Source organism: Larkinella punicea, from assembly GCF_003334855.1.
GTDB lineage: Bacteria > Bacteroidota > Bacteroidia > Cytophagales > Spirosomataceae > Larkinella > Larkinella punicea.
Window position 1 is genome coordinate 148,554 of sequence record NZ_QOWE01000014.1, and the last position, 18,279, is coordinate 166,832.

The 18,279-nt window shown below is 53.4% G+C and carries 12 protein-coding genes; 8 read left to right on the forward strand and 4 right to left on the reverse strand.

What is annotated here, in order from left to right:
• Complete coding sequence (locus DUE52_RS17780) at nt 1-1,458, forward strand: DUF1501 domain-containing protein (protein ID WP_114407383.1); 1,458 nt, start codon at nt 1-3, stop codon at nt 1,456-1,458.
• A 223-nt stretch (nt 1,459-1,681) separates the two neighbouring features.
• On the opposite strand, the gene DUE52_RS17785 is transcribed toward DUE52_RS17780, so the two are convergent.
• Together DUE52_RS17785 and rhaT are read right to left on the reverse strand one after the other, a co-directional pair.
• Nucleotides 1,682-2,923: an alkaline phosphatase family protein gene (locus DUE52_RS17785; RefSeq protein ID WP_114407384.1), complete on the reverse strand. Its 1,242-nt coding sequence runs from the start codon at nt 2,921-2,923 to the stop codon at nt 1,682-1,684.
• A gap of 6 nt (nt 2,924-2,929) precedes the next feature.
• Nucleotides 2,930-3,967, reverse strand: a complete 1,038-nt coding sequence (rhaT, locus tag DUE52_RS17790) for an L-rhamnose/proton symporter RhaT (RefSeq protein WP_114407385.1) — start codon at nt 3,965-3,967, stop codon at nt 2,930-2,932.
• 473 nt (nt 3,968-4,440) lie between these two features.
• On the opposite strand from rhaT, the gene DUE52_RS17795 reads away from it, so the two are divergent.
• From DUE52_RS17795 to DUE52_RS17820, 6 genes are all read left to right on the forward strand, one after another.
• A complete protein-coding gene (locus tag DUE52_RS17795; RefSeq protein ID WP_114407386.1) occupies nt 4,441-5,151 on the forward strand; it encodes an SDR family NAD(P)-dependent oxidoreductase in 711 nt (236 codons plus the stop codon).
• 64 nt (nt 5,152-5,215) lie between these two features.
• The gene (locus tag DUE52_RS17800; protein ID WP_114407387.1) at nt 5,216-8,113 is read left to right on the forward strand and encodes a M16 family metallopeptidase; all 2,898 of its coding nucleotides are present in this window, start codon (nt 5,216-5,218) and stop codon (nt 8,111-8,113) included.
• 305 nt (nt 8,114-8,418) lie between these two features.
• Nucleotides 8,419-9,663 carry a hypothetical protein gene (locus DUE52_RS17805; protein ID WP_114407388.1) on the forward strand — a complete coding sequence of 415 codons (1,245 nt, stop codon included), beginning with the start codon at nt 8,419-8,421 and terminating at the stop codon, nt 9,661-9,663.
• Nucleotides 9,664-9,802: 139 nt separating this feature from the next.
• Nucleotides 9,803-10,414 carry a TetR/AcrR family transcriptional regulator gene (locus DUE52_RS17810; RefSeq protein ID WP_114407389.1) on the forward strand — a complete coding sequence of 204 codons (612 nt, stop codon included), beginning with the start codon at nt 9,803-9,805 and terminating at the stop codon, nt 10,412-10,414.
• Between the two features lie 72 nt (nt 10,415-10,486).
• On the forward strand, nt 10,487-11,233 hold the full coding sequence (locus DUE52_RS17815; RefSeq protein WP_114407390.1) for an SDR family oxidoreductase: 747 nt from the start codon (nt 10,487-10,489) through the stop codon (nt 11,231-11,233).
• 90 nt (nt 11,234-11,323) lie between these two features.
• Nucleotides 11,324-11,803: a YdeI/OmpD-associated family protein gene (locus tag DUE52_RS17820; protein WP_114407391.1), complete on the forward strand. Its 480-nt coding sequence runs from the start codon at nt 11,324-11,326 to the stop codon at nt 11,801-11,803.
• A gap of 108 nt (nt 11,804-11,911) precedes the next feature.
• On the opposite strand, the gene DUE52_RS17825 is transcribed toward DUE52_RS17820, so the two are convergent.
• Together DUE52_RS17825 and DUE52_RS17830 are read right to left on the reverse strand one after the other, a co-directional pair.
• A complete protein-coding gene (locus tag DUE52_RS17825) occupies nt 11,912-12,349 on the reverse strand; it encodes a nuclear transport factor 2 family protein (RefSeq protein WP_114407392.1) in 438 nt (145 codons plus the stop codon).
• 247 nt (nt 12,350-12,596) lie between these two features.
• Nucleotides 12,597-15,098, reverse strand: coding sequence for a glycoside hydrolase family 95 protein (locus DUE52_RS17830; protein ID WP_229312210.1), 2,502 nt, complete (start codon nt 15,096-15,098; stop codon nt 12,597-12,599).
• A 627-nt stretch (nt 15,099-15,725) separates the two neighbouring features.
• Here DUE52_RS17830 and DUE52_RS17835 point away from each other — a divergent pair.
• Nucleotides 15,726-18,275, forward strand: a complete 2,550-nt coding sequence (locus tag DUE52_RS17835) for a TonB-dependent receptor (RefSeq protein ID WP_229312211.1) — start codon at nt 15,726-15,728, stop codon at nt 18,273-18,275.
• Nucleotides 18,276-18,279 lie beyond the last annotated feature (4 nt).

The window sequence follows — 18,279 nt, forward strand, 5'->3', positions numbered from 1 at the left end:
ATGGAAAAAGAACTGCTGGACCATTTGCTGACCTTCAACCGGCGTCGGTTTTTCTCGAAATTGAGTTTGGGCCTGGGCAGTGCTGCGCTGGGTTCGCTGCTGATACCGGATCTGTTTAGCAAAAACAGCGACTCCGACGACCCTGATTTCATTCCCGGAATCCCGCATTTTGCGCCAAAAGCCAAGCGGGTCATTTATTTATTCCAGAATGGCGCGCCTTCCCAACTCGAAACGTTTGACTACAAACCCAAGTTGCGGGAGCTTTTTGGCAAAGACCTCCCACCGTCGGTGCGCGGTGGGCAGCGACTCACCGGTTTTACGGCCACCCAGGCCTCCCTGCCTTTGGCCGGATCCTTCGTCGATTTCAAGCAGTATGGGCAGTCGCGGGCGTGGGTGAGCGATCTGTTGCCGCACATGGCCAGCATTGTAGATGATCTGTGCATTGTGAAATCCATGCACACCGAAGCCATCAACCACGACCCGGCCATCACGTTTTTTCAGACCGGTGCCCAGCAGGGCAACCGCCCGAGCATGGGGTCGTGGCTGAGCTACGGACTGGGCAATGAAAACAAAAACCTGCCCAATTTTACGGTATTGATTTCCCGGGGAAAAGGCAACAGTCAGGGGGTGTATTCCAAACTGTGGTCGAACGGTTTTCTGGATTCCATTCACCAGGGGGTGCAGTTCAGCAAGGGCGAAGATCCGGTCTTGTACCTGCGCGACCCCGAAGGCATGAGCCGCCAGTCGCGCCGAAAAATGCTCGACCGCCTGGCCGAATTGAACCAGTTGGCGTATGAGGAAGTGCATGATCCTGAGATCAATGCCAAAATCAAGCAGTACGAAATGGCGTACCGGATGCAAACCGCCGTGCCGGAAATTACGGACCTGTCGAAAGAACCGGACGACATCATCAAGCTCTACGGCTCCGACTGTCTGATTCCCGGCACCTTTGCCGCCAACTGCCTGCTGGCCCGGAAGTTATCCGAAAACGGCGTGCGGTTTGTGCAGTTATACCACCAGGGCTGGGATCAGCACGTCAATTTGCCCGTAGAGATTACCGGCCAGACCAAAGACGTCGATCAGGCGTCGGCGGCTCTGGTGACCGACCTCAAACAACGCGGACTGCTCGACGAAACGCTGGTGATCTGGGGCGGTGAGTTTGGCCGAACCTGCTTTAGCCAGGGCAAGCTGACGAAAGAGAATTACGGCCGCGACCACCACCCGCGAAGCTTCACGATCTGGATGGCCGGGGGCGGTATCAAACCCGGCATGGTATACGGCGAAACCGACGAATTCGGCTACAACACCATTGCCAACCCCGTTCACGTCCACGATTTTCAGGCCACGGTTTTGCACCAGTTGGGCCTCAATCACGAGAAGCTGGTTTTCAAACACCTCGGCCGCCGATACCGGTTAACGGATGTTTCGGGAAAGGTGGTGCGGGATATTCTGGCGTGATGGATTGGAAGACGTTGACAAAAATTTCATTGTTAAAAAAGATGACAATGGATTTTTTGTCAATGACTGCGGGCCTTTCAAACCCACGCACGACTGAACCGAGCCGCCGATGCGGTCATGGGGTGTTGAAAAAATGCCAAATCTGCGGTCCATTGAACCAGCCCACGATTTGAATCGTGGGAAACAGGCCAGCCCAACGGTTTTAACCGTTTCATTCCCGGCATCACTCCACAACCCAGCGGCTTAACGTATTATACCGCCCTTCCAGTACGATCTTGTAAAAACCGGTGGGCAGTTTCGAAACGTCGAGCACGGCTTTTTCAGCCTTCACCGGCACTTCGTCCATCAGCAAATACCGGTCGCGCTGGCCTTCTTCGAAGTGGTTGGTGGTCGTGAGCCAGATTTTGACGGTGCCTTCCGGGTCGGCGGCTTTCCAGCTCAGGGCGATTTTCCCGGCGTCCTTTTTCGCCGTCGGCTCGGTCAGCGACAGTTGGCCGGTGAGCGGAATACCATCAATCTCAAAGGCTTGCTCTTTCGGAATGGAAACCTGCAGGTGCCGGGCCAGCGTCGGCATGATGTCGACAATGCCGGGGGTTGCCTGTCGGAAATACGGATTCAGGTTTTTGGCGTTCGTCACCATCCATGTACTCCGCTCCCGCTCCGACTGCCCGCCGTGGTTTTTGCCAGTATCCGCGCTCCGGCCGTGGTCGGTCGTGATGAACACCTGCCAGTCTTCGCCAAACGTTTTCTGCCGGTATTGCACCGCTTTCCACAAGCGCCCCATCTGGTCGTCCATCATCCGGATGGCCTCGTAAAACCGCTCACCATCGCCGTAGCGATGGCCCATGTCGTCGGTGTATTCCAGGTATACCCATGACAAATCCGGGCTTTCCTGCCGGATGTAGGCAGCGGCTTCGTTCACCACTTTTTCGTCAATCTGGTGGATGTACAGCTTGTCTTTGTCGTGCGGAAAATGGAGCGTGTCCAGCTCAAAACCGTCGAACGAATAGTCGAGACGCAGGTGGCCCGTGGCCGGAAGCCCTTCGCCCACCAGCCTGGTGCGGTTGTCTAACCAGGTCGAGAAAACGGCGGTTTTTTTCTGGGGATATTGCGATTCAAAAAACCGGAAAATCGTCCAGTACTGATAATTCGGGTCCTTGATGTCGTTGTCCCAGACGTTGTGCTTGTTGACCCACGTCCCCGTCAGCAGGCTGTTGTAGCCCACCGCCGAAATCGTCGGCGTCTGCGAATACGTCCCTTTCTGTCCACCGACGTATGCCCGGACATACCCGCCTTCCCGGGCAATCGCATCCAGATTCGGTTTGGCAATTGTCTCGATTACATCCGCCGAAATCCCGTCGACAATGACAAACAACGCCTTTCGCTGGCCCGGCTGACCAACGCTGGCGTGCGTCCTGACTAAACACAGAATCAGCAGGAGAACCGGTACAATCCGAGGCTTCATCCGGTTTTATTCCGCCAGATAATTCCCGATGCCGACCACAACCGTCGAAAACACCACGGTGGCTATTCCCAAAGTAATGGTGCGCATAGTCTGCCGGTTGGCTCCGCGCCACTCGTGCAGATACAGCCCCCAGAAGCTGCTGAAGGCAATGATGAACGCCATGTGTAGCGTCCAGCCCGAAAACCGGTATTCGCCCATTTTGCTGTCGCCCATGCCGTAGAAGAAGAATTGCAGATACCACGTCACCCCGGCCATGGCGCAGAAAATGATGTTCCGCACGGCGGGGGCCGTTACATTGCCGTAATCGGTGTAGGTTTTATTCTTGATGTTGAGGTAGATACACCAGATGGCGTTGGTGGTCAAACCGCCCAGCAGGATGAATACGAGGGGCGCATTGTTCATGTAGAGCGGGTCGGCGCCGTTCTGCACCGCCAGATCGGCAATGGGTTGGCCGGCCGTTAGTCCGAACGAAAAACAGGCACTCATAATGCCCGAAAAAACCGCCACGAGAACGCCCTTTTTGAGATCAAATTCGGCAATGGTTTCTTTTTTCTGGTCGTCCGTCATCGACTTTTCCTTCATCATACCGGCAATACCGCAAATCGAAATGCCCAGCACGCAAACCGCCAAACCCAGAATGATGACCTGACCGGACAACGTGCTCATCAGCGTGCCGAATTGCCCCTGCCAGATGGGTGGCACGACGGTTCCGAAAACCGCACAGAGTCCCAACACCACGGCCATACCAAGCGACAGGCCCAGATACCGCATCGTCAGGCCGAACGTCAAGCCGCCGAATCCCCAGAGAACACCCCAGAAATACGACCACCAGACGGTTTCGGTTGGTGCTTCGGCCAGCACCCCAAACAGATTCGGAACGGTGAGCAGACCGAAAATCAGCGGGGCAAACACCCAGGAGAAAATACCACCCACGAGCCAGTAACTTTCCCAGGACCAGCCCTGTACTTTTTTATACGGTAGATAGAAACTGCCGGAAGCAAACCCTCCGAGCGCGTGCAAGACTACTCCCCAAATGACGGCCATGTATAGTGTTTTTTCAACAAATCTGTGTAGTTTCCGGAGAAAGACCTTCCTGCGCTCTCCTGAAGTCATAAAGCGGGAAGACCGCCTGGTCTAACGATACAGCCCCTAAACTATTTTTTTGAAGACCGGACAAAGCAGGAGACCACGGTATAGTTAGCTCGTTCTAAGTCAATACTTTTGCACCGTAGAATACTATTTCATCATAGGTTAGTAGGATAAGCCCGTTAGATTTCTAATGGGCTTATTTTGTTTTTACGGCTTCAGGTGCTCTTTTTCTTCTGGGACTTACGTCTGATAATCCTGTTACATCACTTTCGCTTTCTGTCCCTAAATCCCCTGAAGGGGACTTTAGGCATCCGGATTAAGCTGCGTCCAAGTCCCCTTCAGGGGATTTAGGGGCAGAAAGCGAAAGTCCTTTTTTCTTATCATCAACTTTTTTCTAACCACAACGCTCAACATTGTGTTGGCCCCTCATGAACAATTTTGAAGGAAAAAACATCCTGATTGTCGGCGCATCGTCCGGCATTGGTCAGGCAACCGCCCAACGGCTTCAGGCGGCAGGTGCCACGGTTTTTACAGCCGGTCGGCGACAACCCGAAGGCATTCAATCTACCCACCTGACGTGGGACGCCACCCAACCCGGTGAGTCCGACCTGAGCGGTTTACCCGATACCTTACACGGGCTGGTGTATGCGCCCGGTTCCATTCGGCTGGCTCCGTTTGGCCGGCTGACCCTTGATCACTTCCAGGAAGATTTCACGCTGAACGTGCTGGGGGCCATCGCCATCCTGAAAACCGTCATGCCTGCCCTCCTCCAGTCCAAGTCGGCCAGTGTGGTGTTGTTCAGCACGGTAGCGGCTCAACTCGGGTTCGGGCTGCATTCGTCGGTCAGCGTGTCGAAGTCGGCGGTTGAGGGCCTGACGAAATCCCTGGCGGCCGAATATGCCCCGCAACACATCCGGTTCAACACCGTGGCACCCTCCCTCACCGATACGCCCCTGGCACAATCCGCCGGACTGGTGTCGCCCAACCGGCTCGAAGCGGCTGGCAAACGGCATCCGCTGGGTCGCATCGGCACCTCGGCCGACATCGCCGGGATGGTCACCTTTCTGCTGTCGGAGGAGTCCGGCTGGGTCACGGGCCAGATTCTGGGCGTCGATGGTGGAATGAGTACGCTCAAATAAGCAAACCGCTTTCAATCCTGCGCTTATTCCAGTTAATTTGTATAGATTTCATCAGCCTATACAAATGAGAAAATTACGCTACGGCATCGGGCTTCTTGGCCTGATGCTGACCCACCTGGCCTGGTCACAGACGAAACTCGTGGAGACCGTCACCCGCAAAGAGGGCGAACTGATTATTCCGTACCAGAAGTACGTGTTACCCAATGGGTTGACGCTGGTCATTCACGAAGACCATTCCGATCCGATTGTCCACGTCGATGTCACCTACCACGTCGGATCGGCGCGGGAAGAGATCGGCAAGTCGGGGTTTGCCCACTTTTTCGAGCACATGATGTTTCAGGGCTCCGATCACGTGGCCGATGATGAGCATTTTAAACTCGTGACCGAAGCCGGCGGCACCCTGAACGGGACTACCAACGGCGACCGTACCAACTATTTCGAAACCGTACCCAGCAACCAACTGGAACGCGCGCTCTGGCTCGAAGCCGACCGGATGGGCTTTTTGCTGGATGCCGTGACCCAGAAGAAATTCGAAATTCAACGGGCGACCGTGAAGAACGAACGCGGTCAGAATTACGACAACCGCCCATACGGTTTGTCTTACGAGTATACCGCCAAGAACCTCTACCCCTACGGCCACCCGTATTCCTGGCTCACCATCGGCTACATCGAAGACCTGAACCGGGTGAATGTCAATGACCTGAAGAACTTCTTCCTGCGCTGGTATGGCCCCAACAATGCGGTTTTGACCATCGGTGGCGACGTGGACCCCAAACAGGTGGTGCAACTGACCGAGAAATATTTCGGCAGCATTCCGAAAGGCCCGGAAGTGACCAAAACCATTGTGCCTCCGGTGGTGGTCGACAAAGACCGCTACGTGTCTTACGAAGACAACATCCGGTTTCCGATGCTGCGGATTACGTACCCGACCGTGGCGCGTTTCCACCCGGACGAAGCACCCCTGGACGCGCTGGCCCAGATTCTGGGCGGTGGCAAAAGTTCGTTGTTCTACAAAAACCTGGTCAAAACCGAAAAAGCGGTTCAGGCCAACGTCGGCCACCCGGCCAATGAGTTAGCCGGGGAGTTTACGTTTACGGTGCTGCCTTTCCCGAACGTCCGGCTGGACAGCGCGGAAACGATCGTCCGGAACTCGCTGGCCGAATTCGAAGCCCGTGGGGTGACCGACGACGACCTCGCCCAGTTTAAAGCCACACGCGAAGCCGAAATTATTGATTATCTGTCCAGTGTTTCCGGCAAAGTTTCGCAACTGGCTTCTTTCCAGACCTTTACCGGATCGCCAAATTACCTGCCGACCGAACTGAAACGGTATCAGGCGCTCACGAAAGCCGATATCATGCGGGTTTACAATCAGTATATCAAGGGCAAAAACGCCGTTATTCTGACGGTTTATCCCAAAGATAAAAAGGAGATTGTGGCACATCCCGACAACTACACCATTGCGACGGAAGGATACAAGGCCCCGGATTACGGCTACGACGGTTTGAAATACGCCAAGGCAAAAGATTCATTCGACCGGAGCAAAAAACCGGCTCCCGGTGCCAGCCCAACCCTGAAAGTTCCGCCGTTCTGGTCCGACAAGCTGCCGAACGGTTTGAAAATGATCGGGACTAAAAACGATGAAATCCCGACGGTAACCCTGCTGTTTTCGGTAAAAGGAGGTCACACGCTGTCGGCGAAAGACCCTTCCAAAGCCGGGATTGCCCAGCTTACGGCGGCATTGATGAACGAAGCAACGCAGAATTTCAGCAATGAGGAAATCAACGCGAAGCTCGAAAAACTGGGTAGCAGCATCCAGATTTACGCCAGCACGGAAGAAATTCAGGTGTCGGTTTCGTCGCTAACCAAAAATCTGGACGCAACGCTGGCGCTGGTGGAAGAGAAAATGTTCCGCCCCAAATTTGCCACGGAAGACTTTGTTCGACTGAAAAAACAACAGCTCGAACTGATCTCGAACCAGAGTACGCAGCCGGTGGTGATTGCCAACAAAGCCTACAGCCGACTGCTCTACGGCGCGGACAACATCCGGGCCATTCCGACCAGCGGGACGGTTAAAACCGTTGAAAACATCTCGCTGGACGACGTGAAAGCCTTCTACCAGCAGAATTTCTCGCCCTCCGTCACGAACCTGGTCATCGTGGGCGACGTCGAAAAAACCGCCATTCTGCCGAAGCTCGATTTCCTGAAAAAGTGGGCCGCCAAACCGGTCACTTTACCCAAAGCACCCATTGCCAAAAAAATCGACAAAACCCGTATCTACCTGATTGACAAAGACAAAGCCGCTCAATCGGAAATTCGGATCGGGTATTTGACGGATTTGCCATACGATGCCACGGGCGAGTATTACAAAGCCGGGCTGGCCAACTACATCCTCGGCGGTGCGTTCAACAGCCGGATCAACATGAACCTGCGTGAAGACAAAGGCTGGACGTACGGCGCGCGTTCGTCGTTCGGCAGCACCAAAACGCCTGGTCCTTTCACGGCTCAGGCCGGGGTGAAAGCAGCCGCTACGGATAGCTCGGTGGTCGAATTCGTTAAAGAACTGACGAACTACGGCAAAACCGGGATTACGGAAGACGAACTGGCCTTCCTGAAAAGTTCGGTCGGCCAGCGGGATGCGCTGCGGTACGAAACCTCGTTCCAGAAGGCACTTTTCCTGAATCAGATCATCGACTACGATCTGCCGGGCAACTTCGTGGAGCAGCAGAGCCAGATTTTGCAAAAAATGACGAAGAAAGAAATCGACGCCATCGCCAAAAAACGCCTGCCCGTCAATAACCTGATTATTACGGTCGTGGGCGACAAATCGGCCGTTAAACCGGGTTTGCAGCGGCTGGGCTACGAAATCGTTGAACTCGACAAGGAAGGCAATCCGGCCGTTGCGGAAGGTACCTCGACCCCGGCTTCGCTCGGTGGTGCCTCGTCGACCAATCCGAAGAAATAAATCCGGAATTGAAAATAGATTTACGCCAAAAGCCACTCCCGGGAGTGGCTTTTGGCGTAAATAGTGATTGCTTCGGTTGTTTCAGAACGCCCGGTATAAAAACCGCAAATATTTTTGGAACTGCTCTTGTATCTTATGAATTTGTTTTTAACTTTGAATCACAAAGTACTTTTAGTAAGAACAAAAACAGGAGGCTATCCGGAACACTGCTGATGCACTCATCCATTGGGCATTGTTCGGAAACGCCAGGTCAACCCTTTTTACAGGCAAAGAAACAAATCCTATTCACTTTAAATTACTGTGTCATGAAAGATGAAATTCTATCAAATCTCAACAACCCCGGACAGCTTGAGCGTTTGTATAGAGCCGACAAACCAACGTTTAAGCGCGCATTCAAAGCGCTCTATCCCGAACTAAAAGACAATGCCCTGCTTACCTTTTGGAACGAACGAATCAATTTCGCGAGTGAAGACATTTCCTGGGGTTCGCGGAAAGACCTGATCGTTATCCTTGTTGCTTCTCTTGTGGCCGGTGGCATCGCTAAGTTACCGGTACTTTTATCCATCGATGAAGAGTATTTCTATACCCGAAACATCGGTTTTATCATTTTTCCGGTACTGACAGCCTACTTTGCCTGGAAGAATAAATTATCAATGGGTAAGCTTTTTTTTATAGCAATCTCAATCCTCGCAGCTATATTTTTTATCAATTTTCTACCCGACGTTAAAAGAAGCGACACCCTGGATCTAGCGTGCATTCACGTTGTCTTATTTCTATGGTCGATACTCGGTTTTGCCTTTGTTGGTGAGACGGGCAATGCCGATGAGAAACGGCTTAACTATTTGAGGTACAACGGTGACCTGATCGTCATGACCACCCTCATCCTAATCGCCGGCGGCATCATGACCGGTTTAACCATCGGTCTATTCAAGCTGATCGGCTTTGAGATTGAAAAGCTTTATTTCGATTACTTTGGCATTTTCGGGCTTTCTGCGGCCCCCATCATAGGGACTTATCTCACCCAGACCAATCCGCAATTAGTCGGTAAAGTTTCTCCGGTGATCGCTAAAATATTCAGTCCGCTAGTCGTCGTCATGCTGGTTATCTATCTCGTAGCCATCGTTTATTCCGGCAAAGACCCCTACAACGACCGGGAGTTTTTACTGCTTTTCAATGCGCTATTGGTTGGCGTTATGGCCATCATCTTTTTTTCCGTCGCAGAAACATCGAAAACCACAAAAAGCCAGATGGAAATCTGGATTCTTTTTCTGCTATCGGCTATCACGATCGTGGTAAATGGCATTGCGTTATCGGCCATCCTGTTCCGGATTTCAGAATGGGGCATCACGCCCAACAGAACCGCCGTACTGGGCAGTAATGTTTTAATTTTAATCCATCTTCTGCTGGTAACAGCACAACTTTTCAGGGTCCTTTCCAGGAAGACGACGATAGCCAGCGTCGGAAAAACCACCGCCTTCTACCTTCCCGTTTACGCCCTATGGACCATCATTGTGACCTTCCTGTTTCCGGTTTTGTTTGGGTTTAAATAGCGTATTGCCCCATATCAATCCCGACCTGACTCATCAACGTTCCGAAATCAGGAACCGCTCACTCAGCCCGAATGAGTGGTTCCTGAAAAAAAATTCAGAAATAGTTTGCACTTCATATACCGATCGGTATATTTGCAGCATGAAATTTACCCCGCGATCGGAAGCCACCCGCCAATTCATTATTGAGACTGCCGCCAGCATTTTCAACAAGAAGGGCTATGCGGGCACATCGCTATCGGATCTGACGGAGGCCACGCGGCTGACGAAGGGCAGCATTTACGGAAATTTCGAGAACAAAGAAGACGTTGCCCTGGCGGTTTTTAATTTCAATGCCGCCCGCCGGAACAAGCTGGTTCGAACCCGGCTCAGCCGGGCCGTTCGTCCGAAAGAGAAACTACTGGCCTTTATCGATCTGTTCAATCAGGAAGAAATTCAGCAATTTCCGGAAGGCGGTTGTCCGCTGCTGAATGCGGGCGTTGAAGCCGATGATACGCACGAACCCTTGCGGCAACGCGTAGCGGAAGAACTGATCGAAACCCAGACCGAACTGGCTTCCATTATTCGGACGGGCATTCAGGTAAACGAGTTTCAGGCCAATACGGATGCCGAAAAGGTGGCCGTTGCGCTGGTTGCGCTCATTCAGGGCGGTATTTTCATTGCCCGGACGACGCAGAATCCGTTTTATCTGGATACGGTGCTGGAAACCGCCCGGAAAATGGTACACAACATCGAAACAAAACCTACATCTTAATTTTTTTTGAGCACATATATACCGATCGGTATACATCATTTATCCAATCAATTCACAGTCTATTTTACAAACATGAAAACGCAGAACAACACGGTTTTAATTACGGGCGGCAGTGCCGGTATCGGTTTTGAAATCGCCAAATTATTCGCCCAACGTGGCAATCAGGTCATTATCACTGGCCGCAATGCCGAACGACTGCAACAGGCCGCAGCGCAACTGGACAACACCACAGCCATCGTCTCCGACGTCAGCAATCCGGCGGATGTCGATCAGTTGGTGGAACGCTTGAACAAAGACTTCCCGACCCTGAATCTGGTCATCAACAACGCCGGGCGGGCATTCTATTATTCCCTGTCTGAAGACGGCATTCAAGCGAGCGACAAAGCCGGGGAGGAAATGACGACGAACTACCTTGCCATCATCCGTTTGACGGAAAAGCTATTGCCACTCCTGAAAAAACAAAGCGAGGCCGCGCTGGTCAATGTCTCGTCCATTGTCGCCTTCGTCCCCGGTCACACCACGGCTACCTATTCGGCCAGCAAAGCCGCCTTACACGCCTACACGCAGGCGATGCGGTATACACTGGCGAAAGATACGGCCATCAAGGTTTTTGAACTGATGCCGCCCTTGGTCAATACTGACTTCTCGCAGGAAATTGGCGGCATCAACGGCATCTCGCCCACGGTCGTAGCCCAGGATCTGCTGACAGCCCTCGAAACAGACACCTACGAAATCCATGTCGGCAACACCGCCACGCTCTATAAACTCTTCCTTTCCTCACCCGAAGAAGCCTTTCTGGCGTTGAATACCGGTCGATAAAAGCGGTTTTTTCCTGCCTTCGCAGGCTATCCAGGGCCTATTTTTATGCCTATCTTTGGGCAATGGCGTTGAATAGGCCGCCTTACTGCTATGGAAAAACCGTTGGTCAATGGCTCGTATCTGTTGGAAAAATTTCAGGGGAAAGGGGGCTGGACGTATGCCGCACTACCCGAAGTGAAACCAGACAAAAAAGCGTATTTCAACTGGGTGAAGGTAAACGGCACGATCGACGGTTACGAAATAAAGAACTACAGCCTGATGCCGATGGGCAATGGCAAGCTGTTTCTGGCGGTAAAGGCCGAAATCAGGAAGCAGATCGGAAAGAAAGCGGGCGATTGGGTGGAGGTGGTGCTGTATCCCGCTCAGGCTCCGGTCGATACACAAAAAGACCTGCTGCTCTGCCTGGAAGACGAACCAGCCGCCCACCAAACATTTTTAAATTACACCAAAGCCGAGCAAAAAGCGTACATTGACTGGATCGATTCGGCCAAAACGGAGGAAACCAAAATTGACCGACTGGCCGAAACCATCAACCGGCTGTTGAGGCAGCAAAAGTTTTCGGAGAAGTGAAGGGTGGTTTACGGGGTATTCGGTTTACGGGTTACGGTGGCTGACGCATGCTTTTCTCTCGCGTCAGCCACCGTAACCCGTAAACCGAATACCCCGTAAACCGTAAACTTAAATCTTAACCGCCTGCCGGGCGAGCAATTTCCAGTCGCCTTTCTGCTTGACCCAAACGAGCAAAACCGAGAGTTTGACCGTTCCGGCCACGCCTTTATTGTTGGTCGTTCCCGACAGTTTGTGCCGCACCCAGGCGGTGTTATCCACGATGGAAACGCTCTGATCGGTCAGGTCAATCGTCACGAAATCAGACTCTTTGCTCACCAGGGCTTTAACAAAAGCGGTTTTATCTTCCAGCAATCCATTCGAGTGTCCGTACGTCAGTTGATCGGTGACGAGGGATTCGAGCGTGGCCTGATCGGCATCGATGATGCCTTTCCGCAGCTTCTCAACGGCTTGCTCAACGGCCTGTTTTTCGTCTTTTTTACCGGGCTCGGTGGCCATCAGGTTGCCGGTTACCAACAACAATACAAGCAGGCATTTCAGGGTTTTCATGGTCGTAAAAGTAAGGGTTACATGTTAGGAATAAGACAATAGAATAAAGAGGTGAGACAAGAGATCTGAGACAGAAAACCGGTGAATAATTTCCGGTTTCTATTCTCACTTCTTTATTATCTTGTTTTTAGTACTTACGTCTGATACATTTATTTGAATTTAAAACGCCCCTAAATCCCCTAAAGGGGACTGTCAAATCCGGATCACAAAGTCCCCTTTAGGGGATTTAGGGGCGAAAGTCCTAGTCTTATACACCCAGCAAAACATATTCTTTCCCCGGTTCCGTCGCCAGATCGTAGAGATAAACGCCGTTGGCGGGGGTTTCGGGTTTGGTCGTTTGGTAGCGGTTCTCCGGTTGCTGAAAAAACGCATTCGGGTTGGTGCCTTTGGCGGTTTGAAGCCGGGTTTTCCCATCGCTCTTCAGCGCACTCGTCACCCGCAGCCGGCAGTTGCCGCCCAGCGCCGAGCGAACGGCCACGCGCGTCAGTTTGCCGTTTTTCCAGCTCATATCGAGTTCATAACCGCCCCGTGTCTTCATTCCTTTCACCTCACCCGTCGCCCAGCCATCAGGCCGGGCGGGCAGCAGGTTGAGCAAACCGTCGTGGCTCTGCACCAGCATTTCGCCAATGCCCGATGTGCCGCCAAAATTCCCGTCGATCTGAAACGGCGGATGCGCACAGAACAGGTTGGGATATGTGCCGCCCCCTTTGGCGTAATCGGTCCCTTCCATGCCCGTCAGTTTCAGCAGTTCGCGCAGGAGCTTATAGGCATGATTGCCGTCGTGCAGCCGCGCCCAGAAGTTGATTTTCCAGGACTTGCTCCAGCCCGTTCCGCCATCGCCCCGGATTTCGAGGGTTTTGCGGGCCGCATCGGCAAACTGGGGCGTGGTCAGCGGAGAAATTTCGCGACCCGGATGCAGCGCGTACAGATGCGAAACGTGGCGGTGCTGCGGGTCTTCGTCCTGCCAGTCTTTGTACCACTCCTGCAAGTTGCCGCTTTTTCCGATCTGCAACGGAAACAATTTGCTCTTTTTATCGGACAATGTTTTCCGAAAATCCGCATCAATTCCCAGTTGCGACGAAGCCTGAATGACGTTCGAAAATACATCCCAGATCAAACCCATGTCCATCGTGGTAGCCACGGAAACGGATTGCTTAACACCTTTTTCGGTGATAAACACGTTTTCCGGCGATGTAGACGGTGCCGTTACCAGACGTCCCTGCGGGTCTTCCACCAGCCAGTCGAGGCAGAACAGGGCCGCATCCTTCATCAGTGGATAAGCGTAGGTTTGCAGGTATTTTTTGTCGCCGGTAAACAGGTAATGGTCGTAAAGATGCTGGCTCAGCCAGGCACCACCCACGGCCCAGTTGGCCCACGACGGACTGCCCTTGCCTTTGTCGCCAACGGGATTCGACGCGCCCCAGATGTCGGAATTGTGGTGAACCGTCCAGCCCCGGGCGTTGTAAAAGTTCTTCGTGGTTTCACGACCGGTTTTTGCCATATACCCAATCCAGGTCAGCAAGGGCGTATGCAGTTCCGACAGGTTGACCATTTCCGCCGGCCAGTAATTCATTTCGGCGTTGATGTTGGTCGTGTAGTTGCTGCTCCAGGGGGGGCGAACCATCGGATTCCAGAGGCCCTGGAGGTTGGCTGGTGGTCCGCCGGGGCGGGAACTGGAAATGAGCAAATACCGCCCGAATTGAAAATACAGCGTTTCCAGTTCCGGGTCGGCACCGCCTTCGGCATACCGTTTCAGCCGTTCGTCCATCGGCAGATTCACCGCCAATGCAGTTTCCAGCGTAAAACTGGTGCGGTTAAAATACCGTTGGTAATCAGCCACATGAGCCTTCCGAAGCGCATCGACGGTTTTGGTGAGTGCTTTTTTCAGGTAGCCGTCGGCCAGTTGTTTTTCATCCCGACCTTCCCGATCGGGGCATTTGTCAAACCCGTTGAAACTGGTAGCCGCTGTCAGCAGCAAAACCGCTTCCGTCGCATTTTGAATGCGAATGCCGGCCGTATCGGTCGAAACCGTACCATCCGTCGAGCGCACTTTCACCCGCCAGTCGAAACGCATGCCTTTGCAGCCTGCGGAATCGCCGTAAATAACCGGTTTTGGATTGTAGTTGACGTAATTCGGATCCGCGTGGGCGGGGGCTTTTCCGCGAATAACCAGTTCATCGCGCCCCACCGCCGATTTGGTAACCGGATGCGGACTTCGGGCGGCTGCCGTGACATTCAGGGCTCCTTTTTGATCCGCCGTCAACCGCACGACCACGACCTGATCGGGCGCGGAGACAAAGATTTCGCGGGTATAGTTGACGCCATTTACCCGAAACCGGGTGGTCGCCGTGGCATTTTTTATATTCAGATCTCGGTAGTAATCAGCAGGTTGTCCCGAGAAATCCTGTTTCAGCAGCAGATCACCGAGCGGTTGGTAGGCTTCCGTATACAGCCCCTGCATGTGCTGCGTCAGTTTGGCCGCTGCTTCATAATCTTCCCGGAAAAGCGCTTCCCGAATTTCGGGTAAATACCGGGCAACTCCGGGATTGGGATTCCGGCTGACCGGCCCGCCCGACCAGAGCGATGCTTCGTTCAACTGAATCAGTTCGTCACCGGCGCGGCCAAAAACCATCGCACCCAGCCGACCGTTGCCCACCGGCAGGGCTTCATTCCAGTTGCGGGCGGGCTGACGATACCAGATTGCCGACGGATTCTGGGCAAATACGGCATGAATGATCAGCCACAGCAAACCAGTCCAGATAAATCTTCGATTGATTAGGGAATAGAGTCGTCTAAAAAAAAGAATGAAAAAGAACATGTGTTTGAAAGCGAATGAAAGCTGCAAATTACGACACGAACCGGACTTTACAGCACATTAAACCACGGGCAAGCCCGATTCTGGGAAACCGCTCCCGACCCTTCCCTCAATAGTTACCTGATTAGCAAGGGATTACTGGAAATAGAACCGCTTTCCGGCCGGTTGAATTAAACGCCCTGTGTCTCCGGCAGATTTGGAGATCCCTCAAACCGCCGGGAACGGCTCCTTTTCACCATTCGCTTTCCCGTTTCGCCGGAATCCCACTTCATTTCGCTCCGAATCGGGGCCGTCCCTTCGTCAAAATTCGAGATAGCGCCTTGATGTGTCAAGGTGAATTGTTTCAAAATAAACAGGAATTATCCCAAAACCAATCCGGTTTCCGGGCGATTAGACAGGACTTTGCAACAAACCCCAAAACCGTATAGTAATAACATTATCAGACACTTAGGATTAAAACTTACGAATTTGCTAGTTCGTATCGGCTTTCTTCTCTATCCTATCCTGTTTGCCTGCAGTCTGTTTTTAACGACTCAGTCTACAGTCATCTCTCTTTTTATCATGAAGGCAACGCTATATCACAACCGGAAATCACCCAGGCTCCACTGCCATTTCTGTATCGACTTATCCGTCTGGACTCGTGAACGGTTCCCGGGCTTTTCGGTACCAATGCTCGGCCTGATCGGATTCTTTCTGCTGGCAGCCACCGAATCGCATAGCCAAACCACCCTGAACGGAATGATCCGCGACGGAACCGACAAACCGCTCCCGTTTGCGAGCGTGGCGCTGCTCAACGCGATCGATTCGAGCCTGGCCAAAGGAACCGCCAGCGATCAGCAGGGGTTGTATGCCTTCGAGAACGTGCGAACCGGCCGGTACGTGGTTCGGGCGACGGCGGTTGGCTACCAGAAAACGCATTCGGCCTTGGTGGAGGTCACCACCGGCACGATAACGGTGCCAACCCTGACGCTGTCTGAGGTAAGCAGCAAACTGGCCGAGGTGCAGGTGACGGCCAAAAAACCGTTTGTCGAGCAACAGATCGACCGCATGGTGATCAACGTAGCGAACAGCATCGTCGGCAGTGGAAGTTCGGCCCTGGAAGTGCTGGAAAAAACGCCGGGCGTAACGGTCGACTACCAGAACGAACGACTCCAGCTCCGGGGCAAAGAGGGCGTCATCGTGCAGGTCGACGGAAAACAGACCTACCTTTCTGCCCAGGACGTCATCGCTCTCCTGCGGAGCATGTCGAGTGACAACATCGATAAAATTGAGCTGATTACGAACCCTTCGGCCCGCTACGATGCGGCTGGCAATTCGGGCATCATCAACATCCGGCTCAAGAAAAACGGCAATCTGGGGACAAACGGAACCGTATCGGTTGCCGGGGGTTCGGGTCGGTTTGACCGGGAGCGGGGTAGCCTGCAACTGAATCACCGCACGCAGAAGGTGAACCTCTTCGGCAATTACAGCCTGAACCGGGGCGGTAACTACTGGGATCTTCAGCTCGACCGCAACCAGCCCGACCCCAGCCCGTCGGATGCCTTACGGCGCAATCTGGTCAGCCAGTACACCCACCTGACGTTTCGGGATCTGGGGCAGAACGCCAAGGCCGGACTCGATTTTTCACCCACTACAAAAACCACCATCGGCGTCGTCTGGACGGGTTTCTGGAGCGATCACCGTGAAAAAGGACCCGCCGGAGCCACCTTCCGGCGAAGCGCGGGCGGGCCGGTTTATCTACAAATGCAGACTCATAAAACCTATGATGTGCTGAGTCAGAATCAGGTCGGTAATCTGAACCTCCAGCACACTTTCGGTGAAAAGAAAGGGCAACTAACGATGGATGTCGACCTGGGACATTTTACCCGGCAATATACCAACAGCCTGCTCACGGAAACCCTCGTTTTGACCAGCGATAGCGATGTTCAGCCCCCCGCCGGTGCGCTCCTGATTACGCAGCCGTCGACGGTGGACATCCGGACGTTCAAAGCCGACTACAACCGAACGCTGTCGAACGGCTGGAAGCTGGAAACGGGTCTGAAAAGTGCCTTCGTAAAAACCGATAACGACCTCCGCCTGAGCAGCGGCCCAGCCGGAGCCCTGGTACCGGATCCGGCCCTGTCGAACCATTTTCAGTATACCGAGCGGGTGAATGCGGGGTACATCAGCTTCTCGGGGCAGTTGGGCCGTGGCGATGGTCCGAAGACCGAAATCCAGGCGGGCCTGCGGGCGGAGCATACGCATTCGGAAGGCAATTCGCTGACGCTGAACCAGATCGTCGCCCGTGATTACCTGAAGTGGTTCCCGAGTCTGTTCGTGTCGCGCGCGCTGTCGCCCAACCAGACACTGACCTTTTCGTATAGCTACCGGATCGACCGGCCGAACTACCAGAATCTGAATCCGGCACGGGGGTATGTCGATCCGTATGCCTACAACCAGGGCAATGCGTACCTGAAACCCCAGTTTACACACGCGCTGGAGGGCAAACTCAGCTTCAAAAACGGGATTTTCACCTCGCTGGGAGCCAATTACACCACCGACCTCATGTTTTTCACCATCCACGCCACCGAAGGGAATAAGACGTACGTCACGATGGAGAATCTGGGCAGCTCGCAGGGGTACATCACCACCCTGAGCTGGCCGGTAACGGTGATGAAAGGCTGGCAACTGCAAACCAATGTGCTGGGCTACTACAACCGCTTTCGGTATAATTACGAAGGCACGATCCTGCAAATCGAGAACGTTGCGGGCCGACTGAACGGCAACAATGCCTTCACACTGGGCCACGGCTGGACGGCGGAACTCAACGGCTGGGTCAGCACCCCCGCCGTAAATGGCATCTGGACGTCGCCCTGGCTGGGGGCGCTGGACACCGGTATTCAGAAAGCGGTTTCGTCGGATCTCAAACTGAAATTCAGCGTTCAGGATGTGTTTCATACCAACCGGTTTCGACCCAGCGTCAACACGCCGATGGCCAACCAGAAAGGCGTTTTGACCTTCGATACGCGCATCGCTTTACTCAACCTGACGTATTCATTTGGTAACCAGCAGGTAAAAGCCGCCCGGCAACGGCGAACCGGCTCCGATGATGAAATCCGGCGGACCAATTGACAAA